We start from the raw sequence: 15,577 nt of genomic DNA on the forward strand, positions 1-15,577 counted from the left end.
CGTAAAAAAAAGAAAACATACAAAATGTACATTTTGTATGTTTTCTTTCTTTGATTGTTTTAAATAAAAACCTCATTTACTTATGATAAGGCTCCCCCCGCACAATCCGAAACGCTCGATAAACCTGCTCCACCAACACCAACCTCATCAACTGATGCGGGAACGTCATCCTCGAAAACGACAACTTCTCATTCGCACGCTGCATGACAGCATCGCTTAATCCAAGCGACCCGCCTATCACAAAACACACCTTGCTTTTTCCGTATGTTGCCAGCTTATCTATTGTATCGGCTAATTCTTCGGAAGTTTTCATTTTTCCTTCGATGGCGAGTGCGATGACGTGGGCGTCTGGGTTGATTTTGCTTAGGATGCGTTCGCCTTCTTTGTCTTTGATGATTTTCATGTCTTGCTCACTGAGGTGTTCTGGTGCTTTTTCGTCTGCGAGTTCAATGATGTCGATTTTCGCATAAGCCTGTAATCGTTTTGTGTATTCGGCTATGCCTTGCTTTAAATATTTCTCTTTTAATTTTCCTACTGTGATAATTGATATATTCACAGGTCATCCCCACCTTAAGAACAAGTTATTCATATAAGTTATCAACAATTTTGGATAAAATTTGTGTATTTTGTGTCCGATCATTCGTTCCCCACTATATATATTGCAGGTTCATCGCACAATTCACAGGTTGTGGATAAACTGTGTGTATGTTCGATTTTTCTGAATTCTGGTGGCGTTTCGTGATCATCTATGTACATGTCTAGTACGGTTTCTATATGTTCTGCGCAAGCATAAAGTGATTTGTTCATAAGTTTCTAATTCCTCCAATATGTTGTCTCGTTATTCACAAGTGTTTCGCTCATTGTTCAATATAACCGATTTATTCACATGTTAATAGTCTTTTACCATTTTCCACACCTTTTATCCACAAACCAAATAAAAAAGCCTCCACTCTTGTGAAGGCTTCCTTCTATAGAAACGGGTTATAAAATCTCGTTCCTCTCACAAATGTAATCACTAGTGATACGATCAGTACCACACCAACAAATATGAACGCCACATAATCTGCTTTTTGAAAGTCTTTCGCCGTAAACCATGTGCGCTTTTTATGCTTTCCAAATCCGCGCAGCTCCATTGCATTGCTGATGGTCTCAATCCGCTCTAGGCTAGAAAAAATCAACGGCATCACAATCGACAGCGCATTTTTAATCCGTTTTCCCAGTTTTTCATTCTTCGATAAATCAATACCTCTTGCTTGTTGAGAAATCGCGATCGTTCGAAAATCACGCTGAATATCTGGAATATAGCGCAGAGCAATCGCTACCGCATACGAAATCCGGTAGCTGACCCCGATTCGGCTGAGCGATGAGGCAAATTCACTTGGATTTGTTGTCACAATAAATAAAAGCGCTGCTGGCATCACAGTCACGTATTTCAGTGTAATGTTCAACTGATAGAAAAGCTGTTCAAGTGTGACATTGTACCAGCCTGCAATATGAAACAGCTCGTGCTTCGCTCCATAGATGGCGACACCTTGCTGAGGCGCAAAGATGTAAATGGCGATGTTGTTGATGACAAGGAAAACCGCCAGGACAATCACTACGAAAGAGATATCACGAAATTGTACGTTCGATAATTGAAAGAACACGATACTGGCAACTAGCATAAACACTAATACGCCTGTATCATATGTGAGCATCGCTGCGGATGACCAGAGGATAAAGCAAATGAGTTTGGTTGCCCCTGTCAGCCGGTGAATCGGCGACGGGCGATCAATATAAGACAGCATGTCTACAGCCATGTCATTCGTTCCTTTCTGTCCACCTCAATGAAGCGTTCCACGAGTTCATTTGGATTTGGCCAGTCTGCTTTCAGCGCCAGTTCATATAGCGACGTTTCCTTTAAGCTCGCCTTTTGAACAAGTAGCTGATCTGTCAGTACTTTGGCAGGTGTATCATCTGCGATTTTTTCTCCATCTGATATGACAATGGTTCTTGTTGTGTATTCGAGCATCAAATGCATGTCATGGGTGATCATCAAGATCGTGACGCCCTGCTGATTTAATTGCTCTAAAAACGTCATCATCTCTGTGTAATGTCTAAAATCCTGCCCTGCGGTTGGCTCATCTAAAATGATGATTTCTGGCTCTAATACAAGAATAGATGCGATGGTGACGCGCTTTTTTTGTCCAAAGCTGAGGGCTGAAATCGGCCAGTTCCGAAATGGATATAAGCCGCATACTTTTAGAACTCGCTCCACCCGTTCCTTGATATCGTCTTCCTTTACGCCTCTTAAAACGAGACCAAATGCAACTTCATCAAAAATCATTTGTTTAGAAATCATTTGATTCGGGTTTTGCATGACGACGCCGATTCGTTCGGAGCGCTGTTTAATGGTATCTCCTGTGATGTCATCGCCATACAGATGAATGGTCCCATTTGTTGGCTTTTCGAACGCGCAGAGCACCTTGGATAGTGTCGTCTTGCCTGCGCCATTGGCTCCAGCGATGCTGACCATTTCTCCTTTTTTGACGGTAAAAGAGATGTTGTTCAGTGTGTTGGGTCTTGTCGGATAGTCAAAACTAAGCTCACGCACTTCTAGTAAATCCTGCGCTTCATTCTGCTCGGCTGATGGCTCAGACTCTTCCATCCACTGCTCGATTTTCATTTTTTCCTCATCATTTAAAGTGAGATGCTGTAAATTCGCAATTTGATCTCCTGCTTCAATCGGAATGCCTGCATATTTCATGGCTTTTACATATAAAGGCTCACGTAAATAAGCCGCTTCTAATACATTTGAGGCGAGCAATTCATTTGGTGTCATGTCTGCTGCAATCGTGCCATCATTGACGACGATGATGCGGTCGACTTGGCGGAAAAGAACATCCTCTAATCGGTGCTCGACCATCACGACCGTTTTTTTTGTTTGTTTTTGTAGTCGATCAATGAGATCGATCACTTCTTTACCTGTAGCGGGATCAAGGCTTGCAAGTGGTTCGTCAAACAGCAAAATGTCGACATCATTGACAAGGACGCCTGCGATGGCGACACGTTGTTTTTGACCGCCTGACAGCTCATGTACAGACGATGACAGCTTGCCGTCTACCTCTGTTAATTTTGCCGCTTCTTCGACACGTGTTTTCATTTCTACACGTGTGACTTGATCATTTTCAAGTGTAAATGCGATGTCCTCTCCAACGGTCAGCCCGATGAATTGTCCATCAGGGTCCTGAAGCACCGTTCCGACGAGCTGTGAAAGAGAGAAAATGTTCTCTTTCTCTGCATTTTTCCCGCCGATGTGAAGACTTCCTTCCATAGAGCCTTTATAAGACGCAGGAACTAGCCCATTGATGCAATGGGCTAGTGTGCTTTTTCCCGAACCAGACGGGCCTGCGATGAGGACTTTTTCACCTTCATAGATGGTCAGGTTGATATCTTTCAATGTCGGTTCTGCCTGACTGCGATATTGGAATCCGAAATGTTCGAATTGAATCATCGGTTTCTTCATTTATGTGTTCCACCTTGCTTCATGATGTTTCTTTCGATAGACTGCCGCTTTTGCTTCTTGTTTTCGCATAAGCCGCAATGATGATGGTGCCTAGTACACCAACTGTGATGATGTTTGAGATTCCTGCCACGATGCCTTGAACAAATACTTTGTTCGCAGGTTCTGCATAGATCACAATGTCGAGTACTGGGGCAATGACAAACCAGCCCAATGCCTGTGCGCCTGCTTGTACGGCGTTGAAGAGCGTGATCTTTTTCCAGCCAAAGTCGCCCTCTTCTACTTTTAAACGGTTCGAAATGAAGCCGATCAATAACCCAACAACACCTGAAACGATAATCCAGCTCCACCAAGGGCCGAATGTGGTCGCATCTTTAATGAGATGACCAATAAATCCAATCAGTGCACCTGCAACAGGACCAAATAGCACGGCCATTAATGCAAGGAATGCATACGATGTCTCAATTTGTGTATTCGGAATCCCAGTTGGAATGGAGACGAAGCGTCCTAAAATGACAAAGACGGCTGCGCCAATTCCGATGGCAACGACAGTTTTCGTTGAAAGTTGTTTACCTGCCATGATGTATCCTCCTCTTATTCGTATATAATGCGCGGAGCTTTGCGAATCGAAAGGCGCCAGCCTGTGCCTGTACCGATGTTATAAGCCTTTGCAAATGACCCTTGATTGATCGCCACGCCTAAATGATCGAGTGAATTGACATATACGAGTGGTTCGCCTACCTTTAAATCGGCAAAAGATCGTCCATAGGTCATGATATTTTTATACACATTTTTTGGCCCGTTGGCAATGGTAACTTCTATTGCATCCCCATAATTGATTGAAAGCTGTTCAAATAGCGTGTGATGAATGTTTGTCCATAGGTTTCCGAACCGCACGTCTAAAATATCAATTGTCCCTGTGATCACTTCTTCTTTCGCATAAGCCTGTACGACTGGAAGGTGAATAATATCATCAATATTCGCCTTTGGCCCAACCTCTTCAAAAGAAATCACTCCTGAAGCAATTCTCGCACCTGTATATGCGTAAATGTCTCTCCCATGGAATGTATGTGATTTTCCCGACTTCGGCAGTCTGTTAATGGTTTCATCTAAATAACGGGCTTCTACAATGCCTATATCCTGTGCGACGTGTGTGAGTGTCCCGTTATCTGGGGTAATGATGTAGTGCGAGCTTGTGGTTTTGACGACAAGACTCTTTCTTTCTGACCCAACGCCTGGGTCAACGACGGATACGAATACCGTCTCTTCCGGCCAGTACGTGACGGTTTGGAGCAAGCGGTAGGATGCCTCCCAAATGTCATATTGCGGAATATTGTGTGTTAAATCAAAAAGGCGGATGCTGCTGCTGACCGTATTTGCCACTCCGTACATAGCGCTGACCGCTCCATCATCAATGCCGAAATCTGATTGTAAAACCAATGCATGTTCACTCATGTCAATCTCCCTTTCATTTGAAAAAATGGATGTGGTGTTTCACGTGGAACATTTGAACATTTGTATGAAAAAAGTGGACAATAAAAAATACCCCATCCTTATCTTTGAATCATAAGGACGAGGTATTTGTCTCGTGGTACCACCTTTATTTACTGTTTGCTCGCGCTAAACAGCCTCTACAAGTACAAAGCTCCAATCTGGCTCATATACTGTGGTTTTGATAACGAGTACCAACTCTCGTCGTGTCCTACTAATATCATAGATATGTTCAGCACGAGGCTCAGAGACCATTTTTCGAATCATTATTTTTGCTTCTTTTCAGCTACCGAAGCTCTCTGTGGAAAAATTGATGATTGTACTTTCTCTCGTCATTGCCTGTTTAACTATCTTGAATTAAAGCTATCATACATGATGTTTTTTGATAAATCAAGATATTTTTCTGAACATTTTCAAAAGTTAGTCAACTGTTGCTGGAAGAGTCTGCTTTTTATAAAATTTAAGCAAATGTTAAAGAGCAAGATATGGTGTCTTTCTTTTCTAGCGGTATAATAAAGATGAAGGGAGGTACAGCGTGTGTGGACCATCTGTATGAATGAGTTTAAGCAGCTCTTCAAAAGCACAAAATCTATTTTAACAATTGTTATTATTTTCATTTTATCTACTTTTGTTTCAACTCTACCGTTTATTGCTGCTCATCAGGACAAATGGGAGCAGGCAAAGGATCCTTATTCCATTGGGAATGAACTGGTGATGTCTCTATTTGGTTTCTTCCTTATTTTCTTATTGTCTCATGATATTTTGAGCCGAGAAATCCATTTGAAAACCATTCGTTTTCTCGTTAGTAAAACCACCCGTTTGAACATTATTATCGGTAAATATCTTGGACTGATGCTATTTTGGCTCAGCTGTATTATGACAACATACGTACTGAATATGGTGATTTCACATCGTTTTTTGTTCTCTGATGCGTTAAAAATCTTAACCTTTATCAGTGTCGGTATCTCATGTGCTTTATTTTTGTCCATGCTCTTTCCAACCCCTCAGAAATCAATGTTTGTTGGGATGTTGTTTTCCTTTCTTTTCCCGATCGTCAGTATGATATCTGTTCTTTCTTCAGAACGATTGATTCATTGGTTCCAATATATGACGCCTTATTATTATGCGCGCTTGAGTGAACCGCTGACTTATGTACTCATGAATGCAGCTTTAACCGTTGTATTACTTATTGGAACAGCACTCCTATTTCAAAGGAGGGATGTCTAAATGCTACATACAAAAGAACTCACAAAAAAATATCGGACAAAAGTCGCGATAGATCACATTACTCTTGATGTCAATCGAGGCGATATCTTCGGACTCATTGGACCGAAGGGGTCTGGAAAGACGACGTTTTTCAATATCATTACGGGAATTTGCCGGCCAACCTCTGGAACGTTTACGATGATGGATATGCCTTCTTTAAAAAAGGTGAGGCAGCATATCGGTGTTCTGCCTGAATATACGGATTTATATGAAGGGCTGACGGCACTTGAACATCTTGCCTACTTATCAAAAATCACCGGTACGCGCCAGAAAACGAGTGATTATGAAGGGCTGCTCGAATTTGTCGGCTTAGATCACTATCATCAGGAAAAGGTCGGTTCCTTCACACCTGGTATGAAGAAACGACTCGGCATGGCGCAGGCTATCGCCCATCGACCTGAATTTGTTTTACTCGACGAGCCTTTTGCCGATATTGACGCAGATTCGATCTTGCACATTCAGCAGGTCATTGACACGTTAAAACATGAAGGGAAAACCGTCTTTTTAACGGCTGACCGCCCAAGGTTCACAAATAGTATTTGTACCAAAACGGCTTTTATTTCTGAAGGAAAATTAGTGTCCCCCCATACACATCCTCAAGAGAAAACCATCACATCCTCAAACATACGTGCAACCTTCAAGCATGCGTGGATTGATGATGAGGTGAAGCCTGTTCTCACGCAGTACTTACAAACTGTCGGAACAGATCTTGTGATCAGTGATGACGAGACCTCATTGTTAATTCGTTCAGAAGCTCAAGTTCCAGCGATCATTCGCGCTTTCGTGAAATGCAAAGTCGATATATACAGAGTCACGGCTGAAGATGCCATGAGCTCCTGATAAAAAAGCACCGCATGCGATCCGCACGGTGCTTCTTCTTTTTCATAAAGGTTTACTCATATAGATTCCGGTTTCTTCAAATCCTGTCTTCTCATACAGAGAACGGGCAATTTGATTATGTGCAAAGACATGAAGCGAGAGTTTTTGCACTCCTAATGACCTTGCCTCCTCTTCTAATGCTGCAATGGCCTGCTTTGCAAAGCCTTTTCCTCGATACGTTTCGAATAAGAAAAAGTTATAAATGAATCCTTCCTTCTGTGGGTGGTTGGGGTCATAACAAAGCCAAACCCAGCCAATCGCCTCTTCTCCATTCAAGAGATTCCATAGCTCATGATGCTCTGTCAGTAGACCTTCAGGAAGGAGCCGATCAAATTGTTCTTCGGCGTTTGCAAGTGATTCTTCCTCTTCCCAAGTCCCTGCGCGTACCTTTTCTTCTGCGTACCGCTGAATGGCCTTCTCCATCAATACATCGTAATCCGTCTGTGACATTGGCTGTAGTGTAACCAATCGTATCGCCCCCTTTTCTCCATCATATGATGAGCATGCAAAAAAAACCAGTCCCCTCAAGGAACTGGTCATCCGCCGAATCGGTCGGTTTGAGAAAGTTTGATTTCTACTGATTTTTTCTTTCCGCTTCGGTAAAACTGTACCTTTACCTTGTCGCCGACTTTCTTTTGATATAAATACTTACGAAGGTCTACGATATTCTGTACACTCTTGCCATCAAAGGAGGTGACGACATCCAGCTCTTTTAGCCCTGCTTTTCCTGCTGGAGACAGAGGCTCGACACTCATCACGACAACGCCTGATGTGACGTTAGATGGCAGCTTCAATGTTTCCTCCCAGTGGTAGCTCGCAATATCTGCTAATGATTTCATGCCAACACCTAGGTACGGACGTTTCACCTCTCCGTAGCGCTCTAAATCCTCTATGACAGGGATGACGAGGTTCGCTGGGATAGACAGTCCGATGCCTTCTACTTCTGATTCGGCAATCTTCATTGAGTTGATACCGATCACTTTTCCGTCCATATTGATCAGGGCACCACCGCTGTTCCCTGGATTGATGGCGGCATCTGTTTGCAGTACCTCCGCATTCCAATCCGCCTGTCCGTCTCCATTCGAGTCTACAGGAATCGCACGTTCCGTTCCTGAAATGACACCTTGTGTGACAGAGCCTGCGAATTCAAGCCCTAATGGATTTCCAATGGCGATCACTGGCTCACCGGGCTTCACATGGTCTGAATTACCGAAGGCTGCGGTTTGTTTGATCTTATCACTTTTGACGGTGAGAACCGCTAAATCCATGAGCTGATCGCTTCCGACAAGATTGGCGCCAATTCTTGTCCCATCCTGAAGACTCACTTCAAGCTGGTTGGCACCTTTGATGACATGATGGTTGGTCACGATATAAAAGGTGTCACCCTTTTTCTTATAAATCACACCTGACCCGCTGCCTGCCTCTCCGCCTTCTTCCCAAAAGCTCGACTTTTGGATATTAATAACGCCGACAACCGTATCTGACATATTCGATACGACTTTTGTGACCGCATCATTGACATTCACATTGACGGTCTTTAAAGGGCCCTGTGCTGCTTGCCCATCTCCGTTCTGCTGCCACCCAAAGGGACTGCCGCTCTGTCCTGATACATAGGGGAAAAAGAATCCCATTAAAAAAGCTCCTACCAATACACCGATCAGACCAGATAGGAAATATCCTTTTCTGCTTCGTCTCGGCTTCCACTCTACATCGCGATAATCCACTATGTTTCCTTCCTTTCAGTGAATAGATGATGTATATAGTGTTGGTAAGAAGCTCTTATCTTAATCATACGATTGTAAAAATCATACGGCGCAAAGCGGGGTTGCTTTTTTCGGGTCCGTATCATATAAATCAAAACCATCCCCGACAACAAAGCCTTTCATCTCAAGCGTTTGCTGGACCGCCATACGGGCTAAATCCTTCATGTTGTTGTCTTGACTCAAGTGAGCCAAGTAAATGCGTGAGGTGGCATCTCCAATGACATCTGTCATCGCAAGAGCGGCATCTTCATTTGAAACATGTCCGACATCGCTCAGAATTCTGCGCTTAATGCTCCACGGGTATCTACCCATTTGCAGCATACCGACATCATGATTGCTCTCAAATACAAATGTATTGGCTGACTGTATGATGCCTTTCATACGATCACTCACATAGCCTGTATCCGTCATTAGGGCAAGTTTGCGCCCTCCATAATGGAACACGTAAAACATGGGCTCAGCCGCATCATGTGAGACGCCAAAGGACTCAACATCGAGGCCGCCAAAGGATTGGACAGTTTCCATATCAAAATGGAATTTTTGCTCTGTATCAATCTTCCCAATGTGGGACTCCATCGCCTTCCATGTTTTCGCATTTGCATAGACAGGGAGCTTGTACTTTCTTGCCATGACACCGAGCCCTTTAATATGATCTGAGTGCTCGTGTGTCACAAAAATGCCGTCCAAGTCTTCGGGCTTTCGGTCGATTTGACTCAAAAGCTCGACCATTTGTTTGCCGCTTAAACCAGCATCCACTAAAAAGGCATGCTCGCCTGTTTCTAAATAAAAAGCGTTCCCCGTACTTCCGCTCGCTAGTACACTGAACTGCAAGCTCATGTTCTCTCACTCCATTGAAGATTTGTCATCTTTCTCTATATGATCAAGTGTTGAGCCATCAATGGCATTGATCAAATATTCTTCTTCTGTCTTTTTCTTTGAACCAGTTGATACGCCCTCAAGCTCGACTCGCCATACAGGCACCATAACCTGCGTGCTTGCACCTGGATATTGCGTATAGTAGCCTAGCTCTACCTTTTTCACGGTCGTGTTTTGGCTCAGCATGTTTTGCGTATATAAGTCCTTCACAGTTTCAAGCGCTGGCACAAGGGTTTCTTTTCTCACTTCATTAATCGATATCACCATCGACTGCTGATATGATACGACCTCATTTTTATCATTTAGATCTAGGGTGATTTTTCCGATGGTTTCGGAGTCATCAAGCCCCTCTTGGAAAATGTATTTCCCTTTATACGTTTGGAAAAAGACGATTTTCCCTGTCTCTTCATCAATACTCCACAGCTTATAATTCTTCCCATCTAGCAAACGCTGGTTCACCAGGTTTGCCGCCGCTGTTTTCATATCTTTTTTCGGCAAAGCCACTGGTTTATTGAAGGTCATTTCAAGTAGCGTGACAGGATCATCTTTGTCTGTTTTCGGGAATGTGCTTTTCGCCTTTTGATCAGCTAATTCGTCGACATCCTTTTTCGTAAATTGCTTCTTTTCAGCTGTAATGCGGTAGCCAATCTTCGCTTCATCTGATAGATTGCCATATTTGATCCCGTCTGCCTTCATTTCTTCCAGCGTATCCGTTTTTTCGATAATCGCAAAATGATCAGTTGATCGCTTTTCAAAGTATTGAAAACCTAGAAAGATATCGAGAACGAGAAAGGCTAGGATAAAGATCGTTTTGGTCTTATTCCACTCCATGATTCTCGCTCCCCTCTGTCAACAAATCATGCGATAGAATCACGGTTTTGCCGTTGTATTTCATGCACCATACTGGCTCCAGCCAGACAAACATCGCTTGATCTTGATCTGATGCGGTGGAAACAGCTTGATAGGCTGGGAAAATTTGTTCAATTTTCTCAAGGTCATCATATTTCGTCTGCTTGACGATTAAGTCTTTCAACTCTGTCCCGTTCATCAGCTTGACCTGTTCACTTTGACTCGCCTTGTTGCCTAGAATATAGTTTGGACGCTTGTAATTTAAGATGTCGTCATTCGCCCACTGTACTTCAAGCGAGGTCATCCCAAATGGGTGCTTTGTACTGTTGACGATCGGCAGACCATCCATAAACATATTAAAGGAAAGCTGTTGGTTACTATTAATACCAAAGTATTGATAGTCATCGGTAAAGCTCCCCGTATCATTGAAATACTTCACACTTCGCTTAATCAGATCGCCCGTTTGGAAAACGGTGCTGCTGTTGATGTTGCGGTGCTGATATTGGATGCGGTGGTCTTTTTGATTGGCTTCAAGACGGCTTGTGCCATCTGTGTACACCGTTCGGTTTAAATTAGACTCCTCACCAACAAGACTCGGGTCCGTAAACAGAGCGTCCTTGAATTTGCTTGTCTTAATCGTTTCGATAAAGAACATTTTCGATTCAAGCTGCTCTTGCTTTCTCGGAAGGAGGAAATCTCGTTTCGAATTCGCAGAGAACGTATAGAGATCGTAGCGCGGCATCTCGTTTTGAGCGGCTGCGATACTGTCCATGAGATTTCGATAGTTAGCAGACTCTATTGTCAGCTCAAGCACCGTTTTCTTGCTGTATGAAACCAAATAAACTTTCTTATTGGCCTTATCCTGCTGGGAGAACGGCACAATCATCCGATCAAACGAGTTGTATTCGATGGACTTGTTCGGCCATTTAAACAGCGCTTGGAATATATCAATCGGAATCGGGTCATTGAACACAAGATCCAATGTCTTCCCCTGTCCTCCGTTTCCATAGAAGAAATTCTTAAATTTCTGCTCCGAATATTGATCTGACACATCCGAAATCTCTTTCACATCCCAAAGGCTCACATCATTCCAGAAGTTTTGAAAGAGTTCCTTTTGATCCACTTTCAAATGCTCCCCATTTGAATGGATGAACATCTCCCGCGGCTTCACGACATCAATGAGGCTTCTAGGCTCATCGCTTGATATCTTCTTTGTTTCTACGACCTGAGTGCCGGCATCTGCCTGGTCCTGCATGACGGGCTGGAACATCCAAATATTCCACGTAAACACAAGACTGATCGCAATTAGGATTGTCAATATTATGGTTTTAAAGGTCTCACGCTTCATCCCAATCATCCTCTTGTTCTTCATTGTACGGAAGGGTAAAGGTCACTGTGGTTCCTTTTCCTTCAATGCTGTCAGCCCAAATGTCTCCGCCATGAGCCTGAACCATTTCTTTTGCAATCGCAAGGCCAAGGCCGGTTCCGCCAAGCTTTCTTGTTCTCGCCTTATCCACTCGATAAAAACGTTCAAAGATTTTATCCATATCCTTCTTCGGAATACCGATTCCTTCATCTTTGACGCTGAATAATACAAGACTCTTCTCCTCATCCAAATCAACGGTAAACGTGATATGTCCACCCTCTGGAGAGTATTTCATCGCATTAGAAATGATATTATCGAGCACTTGTGTGATTTTATCTTGATCGATTTCCACATATATTTCACGCTGTGGAAGATTGCGGATAAACTCAACATGCTGCTCTTTTGTCATTTCAAAACGATCGATGACCAATGAGATAAATCTGATAAAATTCGTCCACTCACGGTTGAATTGATAATCCTTGCTGTCGAACTTAGATAGCTGTAGCAAGTCATTGACAAGTCGGATCATGCGTTCTGTTTCATTTTGCGTCACACTAAGGAACCTTGGTGCAAGCTCTTTATCTCCAATTGCGCCTTCAGCCAGCGCCTCAAGATAGCTTCGCATCGTCGTTAGCGGTGTGCGTAGCTCATGCGATACGTTCGCAACGAATTCGCGGCGTTCTGCATCAATTTTCTCCTGCTCCGTGACGTCGTAAATGACTGCAATTAATCCATCAATTTTCCCGTGCTCTTTCTGAATCACTGAGAAATTCACACGCAAAACAGACAGCTGATCTTCGCGTTCGATTTCTAGCAGCATGGAATCTTGATTTTCGACTAAATCTTCAAAGGTATGCGTGTCCTCTAGGCCCAGTAAGGACGTAATCGGCATCTCTAGTGCTGTTTCACGTGAAACATTTAACAGCTCTAATGCCGGGCTGTTTAATAGAATAATAGCACCATTTTGATTCGTAGCGATGACGCCATCTGTCATATAGGCAATGACAGAAGATAGCTTTTTCCGCTCTCCCTCTGTCATGAGCTGCGCTTCTTCCAGCTCTCTCGTCAGATGGTTAAAGGTTGTCGCAAGCTGGCCAATCTCGTCATGTCCATACTTTCGAACCTTCCTGGAAAAGTTCCCTTTGGCGAGCTCAATTGCTTGCTTCCTCATATCCGAAATAGGATGAGTGATGGTTCTAAAGATGAAAATCCCAAGTAGTGCGGTCGTCCCAAGGGCGATCAGTGTACCCGTCGCCAAAATGGTGTTAATGGTTCGCATTTGGTTAAACACGCTCTCCATCGAAGACACAACATAAATCACACCGACAGTTTCTTGGTTTTCATTTTTCACGGCTGTCGCAGAAATACGCACCCGTTTATTGGATTCCGGGTCATAGAATTTCTTTTCGTAGTCTTTGCCTACTGCGAAAATCCGGCTAATGATTTGATCTGTGATTTTCTTGCCGGCAATCTCTTGACTGCCGTTATTCACAGAGGCAATCACCTCTCTGCTTTCGTCAATATAGCTGACTTCAGAAATTTCATTAGACTCATCTTTGTTGTTAAAGTCGTTTAATATCTTTTGAGCATCCTCTTTTAATTCTGCCTTACTTTTCGATGAATCTTGTTCTAGATAATACGATAACGAGTAGATTCGCTGATTCAAGGAATTATCATATGAATTAATTAAGGACTGCTCTAGCTGCTTCACAAAGTACACGCCAATGATCTGCATGGCGACGATGATCAGCAGCACGTAAATTAAGGTCAATTTAAAGTGAATCGAGCGAAAAAAACCTACTTTACTCATAAGAATCTTAGTCCTGCTCTGGGTTTCTTAAATAGTAGCCGACGCCTCGTCTTGTCACGATCCAGCTCGGATGACTAGGATTGTCTTCAATTTTCTCACGAAGACGGCGGACGGTGACGTCTACTGTACGGACATCTCCGAAGTAATCGTAGCCCCATACGGTTTGCAGCAAGTGCTCACGTGTCATCACTTGTCCGATATGTTTCGCTAAATAATGAAGCAATTCGAACTCACGGTGCGTCAATTCAATCGTTTCCTCGCGCTTAGACACCACATACGCATCTGGATAAATGACAAGTGATCCAATTTCAATATCATTTGATTCAGATTCTTCCTCTGTCTGCGGCGTAGCAATTTGTCTTCTTAAATTCGCCTTCACACGGGCAAGCAGCTCGCGCGTGCTAAATGGCTTCGTCACATAATCATCTGCGCCAAGCTCAAGACCGATGACTTTATCAATTTCAGAGTCTTTTGCTGTCAGCATGATAATCGGCATGTCATATTTCTTTCTCACTTCACGGCATACTTCAACGCCATCTTTATTCGGTAGCATGATATCTAGCAAAATAATGTCTGGTTTGATTTCTTCTACCATTTCAAGGGCTTCATTGCCGTCATATGCACAATGAACCTCATAGCCCTCTTTTCTTAAGTTAAACTCCAATATATCAGCAATCGGCTTTTCATCATCTACGACAAGAATCTTTTTTTCCATTGTGATTTCCTCCTGCATTTTTAGCATCTATGTCATTCCATTTTTGCATGTTTCATCAGACCTTTTTCATTTGAGCAAAAAAGGCTCACTGTCTATTATAACGTTTTACGTGGCAAAGATAAAAATAATAACGGCTTTCTTTTCTAGCAATCGTTGGATAGGAAGACGATGCTCAAAAAAATGATGGTTTTTTTCCTTTTTTATTGAAACTTTTCCAGTCACCGATCGTCTATATAAATGTAACGTCTTCTTCTTATGGAGCCGGGCCCTACCTAGGTCCGGCTTCTCCCTTTTTATGCCTTCTTTTCATAAGAAAAACGCACCTGCGATTGCAGATGCGTTTGGAAGTGGCTCGGGACGGAATCGAACCGCCGACACACGGATTTTCAGTCCGTTGCTCTACCAACTGAGCTACCGAGCCATCATCAAAAAGATGAATAAATATAAATGGCGGTCCGGACGGGACTCGAACCCGCGACCTCCTGCGTGACAGGCAGGCATTCTAACCAACTGAACTACCGGACCTCAGTAACTTGCCCGAAAAAGCAATCGTGGTGCTCTTCCAAGCAAGTGAGGAAAAATTAGCTTAACGCTAAAGTAAATCAATGACCCGTACGGGATTCGAACCCGTGTTACCGCCGTGAAAGGGCGGTGTCTTAACCGCTTGACCAACGGGCCAATACATGGTGAGCCATGAAGGACTCGAACCTTCGACCCTCTGATTAAAAGTCAGATGCTCTACCAACTGAGCTAATGGCTCTCGGTTTGTGAAAAGTAATTCTGAAGAAGTTGTATTGCGTCAAACCAATCGCTTTAAAAAAGCTGGAACATCGCATCCTAACAAGTTTCAGAGACCTTTGCAACAACGAGATTTATAATATCATAGAGTAATTACATATGGCAATACGTTTTTCGACATTTTTTTAAAAAAAGTGTCGGATTTGAAATCTCCTGCCAAATCCCTTATACATGCAACCGCCTTCATTTTCACTGCCTCTTTTTATGACCTCTGCCTATTCAAGCACATAGAAACGTTTTAGACCGATCGAAATTGGTTATA

Annotated in this window: 15 protein-coding genes, 4 tRNA genes and 1 other annotated feature; of the genes, 2 read left to right on the forward strand and 17 right to left on the reverse strand. The window is 43.2% G+C overall.

The window, feature by feature from the left end; translation table 11 throughout:
* Positions 1 to 76: 76 nt before the first annotated feature.
* The 6 genes from rlmH to NKR21_RS20685 all read right to left on the reverse strand — a co-directional run bounded on the left by rlmH (position 77) and on the right by NKR21_RS20685 (position 4,957).
* The gene (gene rlmH, locus NKR21_RS20660; protein ID WP_012011868.1) at positions 77 to 556 is read right to left on the reverse strand and encodes a 23S rRNA (pseudouridine(1915)-N(3))-methyltransferase RlmH; all 480 of its coding nucleotides are present in this window, start codon (positions 554 to 556) and stop codon (positions 77 to 79) included.
* 80 nt (positions 557 to 636) lie between these two features.
* Positions 637 to 807, reverse strand: coding sequence for a CxxH/CxxC protein (locus NKR21_RS20665; RefSeq protein ID WP_008360116.1), 171 nt, complete (start codon positions 805 to 807; stop codon positions 637 to 639).
* A 161-nt stretch (positions 808 to 968) separates the two neighbouring features.
* Positions 969 to 1,799 (reverse strand): energy-coupling factor transporter transmembrane component T family protein, encoded by an 831-nt coding sequence (locus NKR21_RS20670; protein ID WP_012011869.1) that lies wholly within the window; start codon positions 1,797 to 1,799, stop codon positions 969 to 971.
* A complete protein-coding gene (locus NKR21_RS20675; protein ID WP_012011870.1) occupies positions 1,790 to 3,505 on the reverse strand; it encodes an ABC transporter ATP-binding protein in 1,716 nt (571 codons plus the stop codon). Before NKR21_RS20675 ends, NKR21_RS20670 begins: the two co-directional genes overlap by 10 nt.
* Before the next feature lie 19 nt (positions 3,506 to 3,524).
* Complete coding sequence (locus NKR21_RS20680; protein ID WP_012011871.1) at positions 3,525 to 4,082, reverse strand: ECF-type riboflavin transporter substrate-binding protein; 558 nt, start codon at positions 4,080 to 4,082, stop codon at positions 3,525 to 3,527.
* 14 nt (positions 4,083 to 4,096) lie between these two features.
* The gene (locus NKR21_RS20685; RefSeq protein ID WP_012011872.1) at positions 4,097 to 4,957 is read right to left on the reverse strand and encodes an SAM hydrolase/SAM-dependent halogenase family protein; all 861 of its coding nucleotides are present in this window, start codon (positions 4,955 to 4,957) and stop codon (positions 4,097 to 4,099) included.
* Between the two features lie 110 nt (positions 4,958 to 5,067).
* Positions 5,068 to 5,338: a binding site (T-box leader), on the reverse strand.
* A 192-nt stretch (positions 5,339 to 5,530) separates the two neighbouring features.
* On the opposite strand from NKR21_RS20685, the gene NKR21_RS20690 reads away from it, so the two are divergent.
* Together NKR21_RS20690 and NKR21_RS20695 are read left to right on the forward strand one after the other, a co-directional pair.
* Positions 5,531 to 6,220 (forward strand): ABC transporter permease subunit, encoded by a 690-nt coding sequence (locus NKR21_RS20690; protein ID WP_119125643.1) that lies wholly within the window; start codon positions 5,531 to 5,533, stop codon positions 6,218 to 6,220.
* Positions 6,221 to 7,099, forward strand: coding sequence for an ABC transporter ATP-binding protein (locus NKR21_RS20695; protein ID WP_144457329.1), 879 nt, complete (start codon positions 6,221 to 6,223; stop codon positions 7,097 to 7,099). It abuts the gene before it with no gap.
* A gap of 42 nt (positions 7,100 to 7,141) precedes the next feature.
* Here the strand turns inward: NKR21_RS20695 and NKR21_RS20700 are convergent, their stop codons facing one another.
* From NKR21_RS20700 to NKR21_RS20750, 11 genes are all read right to left on the reverse strand, one after another.
* A complete protein-coding gene (locus tag NKR21_RS20700) occupies positions 7,142 to 7,606 on the reverse strand; it encodes a GNAT family N-acetyltransferase (RefSeq protein WP_144457331.1) in 465 nt (154 codons plus the stop codon).
* A gap of 68 nt (positions 7,607 to 7,674) precedes the next feature.
* Positions 7,675 to 8,865, reverse strand: coding sequence for a S1C family serine protease (locus tag NKR21_RS20705; protein ID WP_391509408.1), 1,191 nt, complete (start codon positions 8,863 to 8,865; stop codon positions 7,675 to 7,677).
* Positions 8,866 to 8,943: 78 nt separating this feature from the next.
* Complete coding sequence (locus NKR21_RS20710) at positions 8,944 to 9,738, reverse strand: MBL fold metallo-hydrolase (protein ID WP_012011877.1); 795 nt, start codon at positions 9,736 to 9,738, stop codon at positions 8,944 to 8,946.
* 6 nt (positions 9,739 to 9,744) lie between these two features.
* Complete coding sequence (locus NKR21_RS20715) at positions 9,745 to 10,608, reverse strand: two-component system regulatory protein YycI (protein WP_144457333.1); 864 nt, start codon at positions 10,606 to 10,608, stop codon at positions 9,745 to 9,747.
* Complete coding sequence (gene yycH, locus NKR21_RS20720) at positions 10,595 to 11,974, reverse strand: two-component system activity regulator YycH (RefSeq protein ID WP_144457336.1); 1,380 nt, start codon at positions 11,972 to 11,974, stop codon at positions 10,595 to 10,597. Before yycH ends, NKR21_RS20715 begins: the two co-directional genes overlap by 14 nt.
* Positions 11,964 to 13,802, reverse strand: a complete 1,839-nt coding sequence (walK, locus tag NKR21_RS20725; protein WP_012011880.1) for a cell wall metabolism sensor histidine kinase WalK — start codon at positions 13,800 to 13,802, stop codon at positions 11,964 to 11,966. The genes yycH and walK overlap by 11 nt, the downstream gene beginning before the upstream one ends.
* Before the next feature lie 7 nt (positions 13,803 to 13,809).
* Complete coding sequence (yycF, locus tag NKR21_RS20730) at positions 13,810 to 14,517, reverse strand: response regulator YycF (RefSeq protein WP_003215017.1); 708 nt, start codon at positions 14,515 to 14,517, stop codon at positions 13,810 to 13,812.
* A gap of 348 nt (positions 14,518 to 14,865) precedes the next feature.
* Positions 14,866 to 14,938: transfer RNA gene (locus tag NKR21_RS20735), tRNA-Phe, on the reverse strand.
* 27 nt (positions 14,939 to 14,965) lie between these two features.
* Positions 14,966 to 15,042, reverse strand: a tRNA-Asp gene (locus NKR21_RS20740).
* A gap of 81 nt (positions 15,043 to 15,123) precedes the next feature.
* Positions 15,124 to 15,195, reverse strand: a tRNA-Glu gene (locus NKR21_RS20745).
* Between the two features lie 6 nt (positions 15,196 to 15,201).
* A tRNA-Lys gene (locus tag NKR21_RS20750) sits at positions 15,202 to 15,277 on the reverse strand.
* Between the last annotated feature and the right edge of the window lie 300 nt (positions 15,278 to 15,577).

Origin of the sequence: Bacillus sp. 1735sda2 (assembly GCF_024159245.1) — a bacterium.
Lineage (GTDB): Bacteria > Bacillota > Bacilli > Bacillales > Bacillaceae > Bacillus > Bacillus pumilus_O.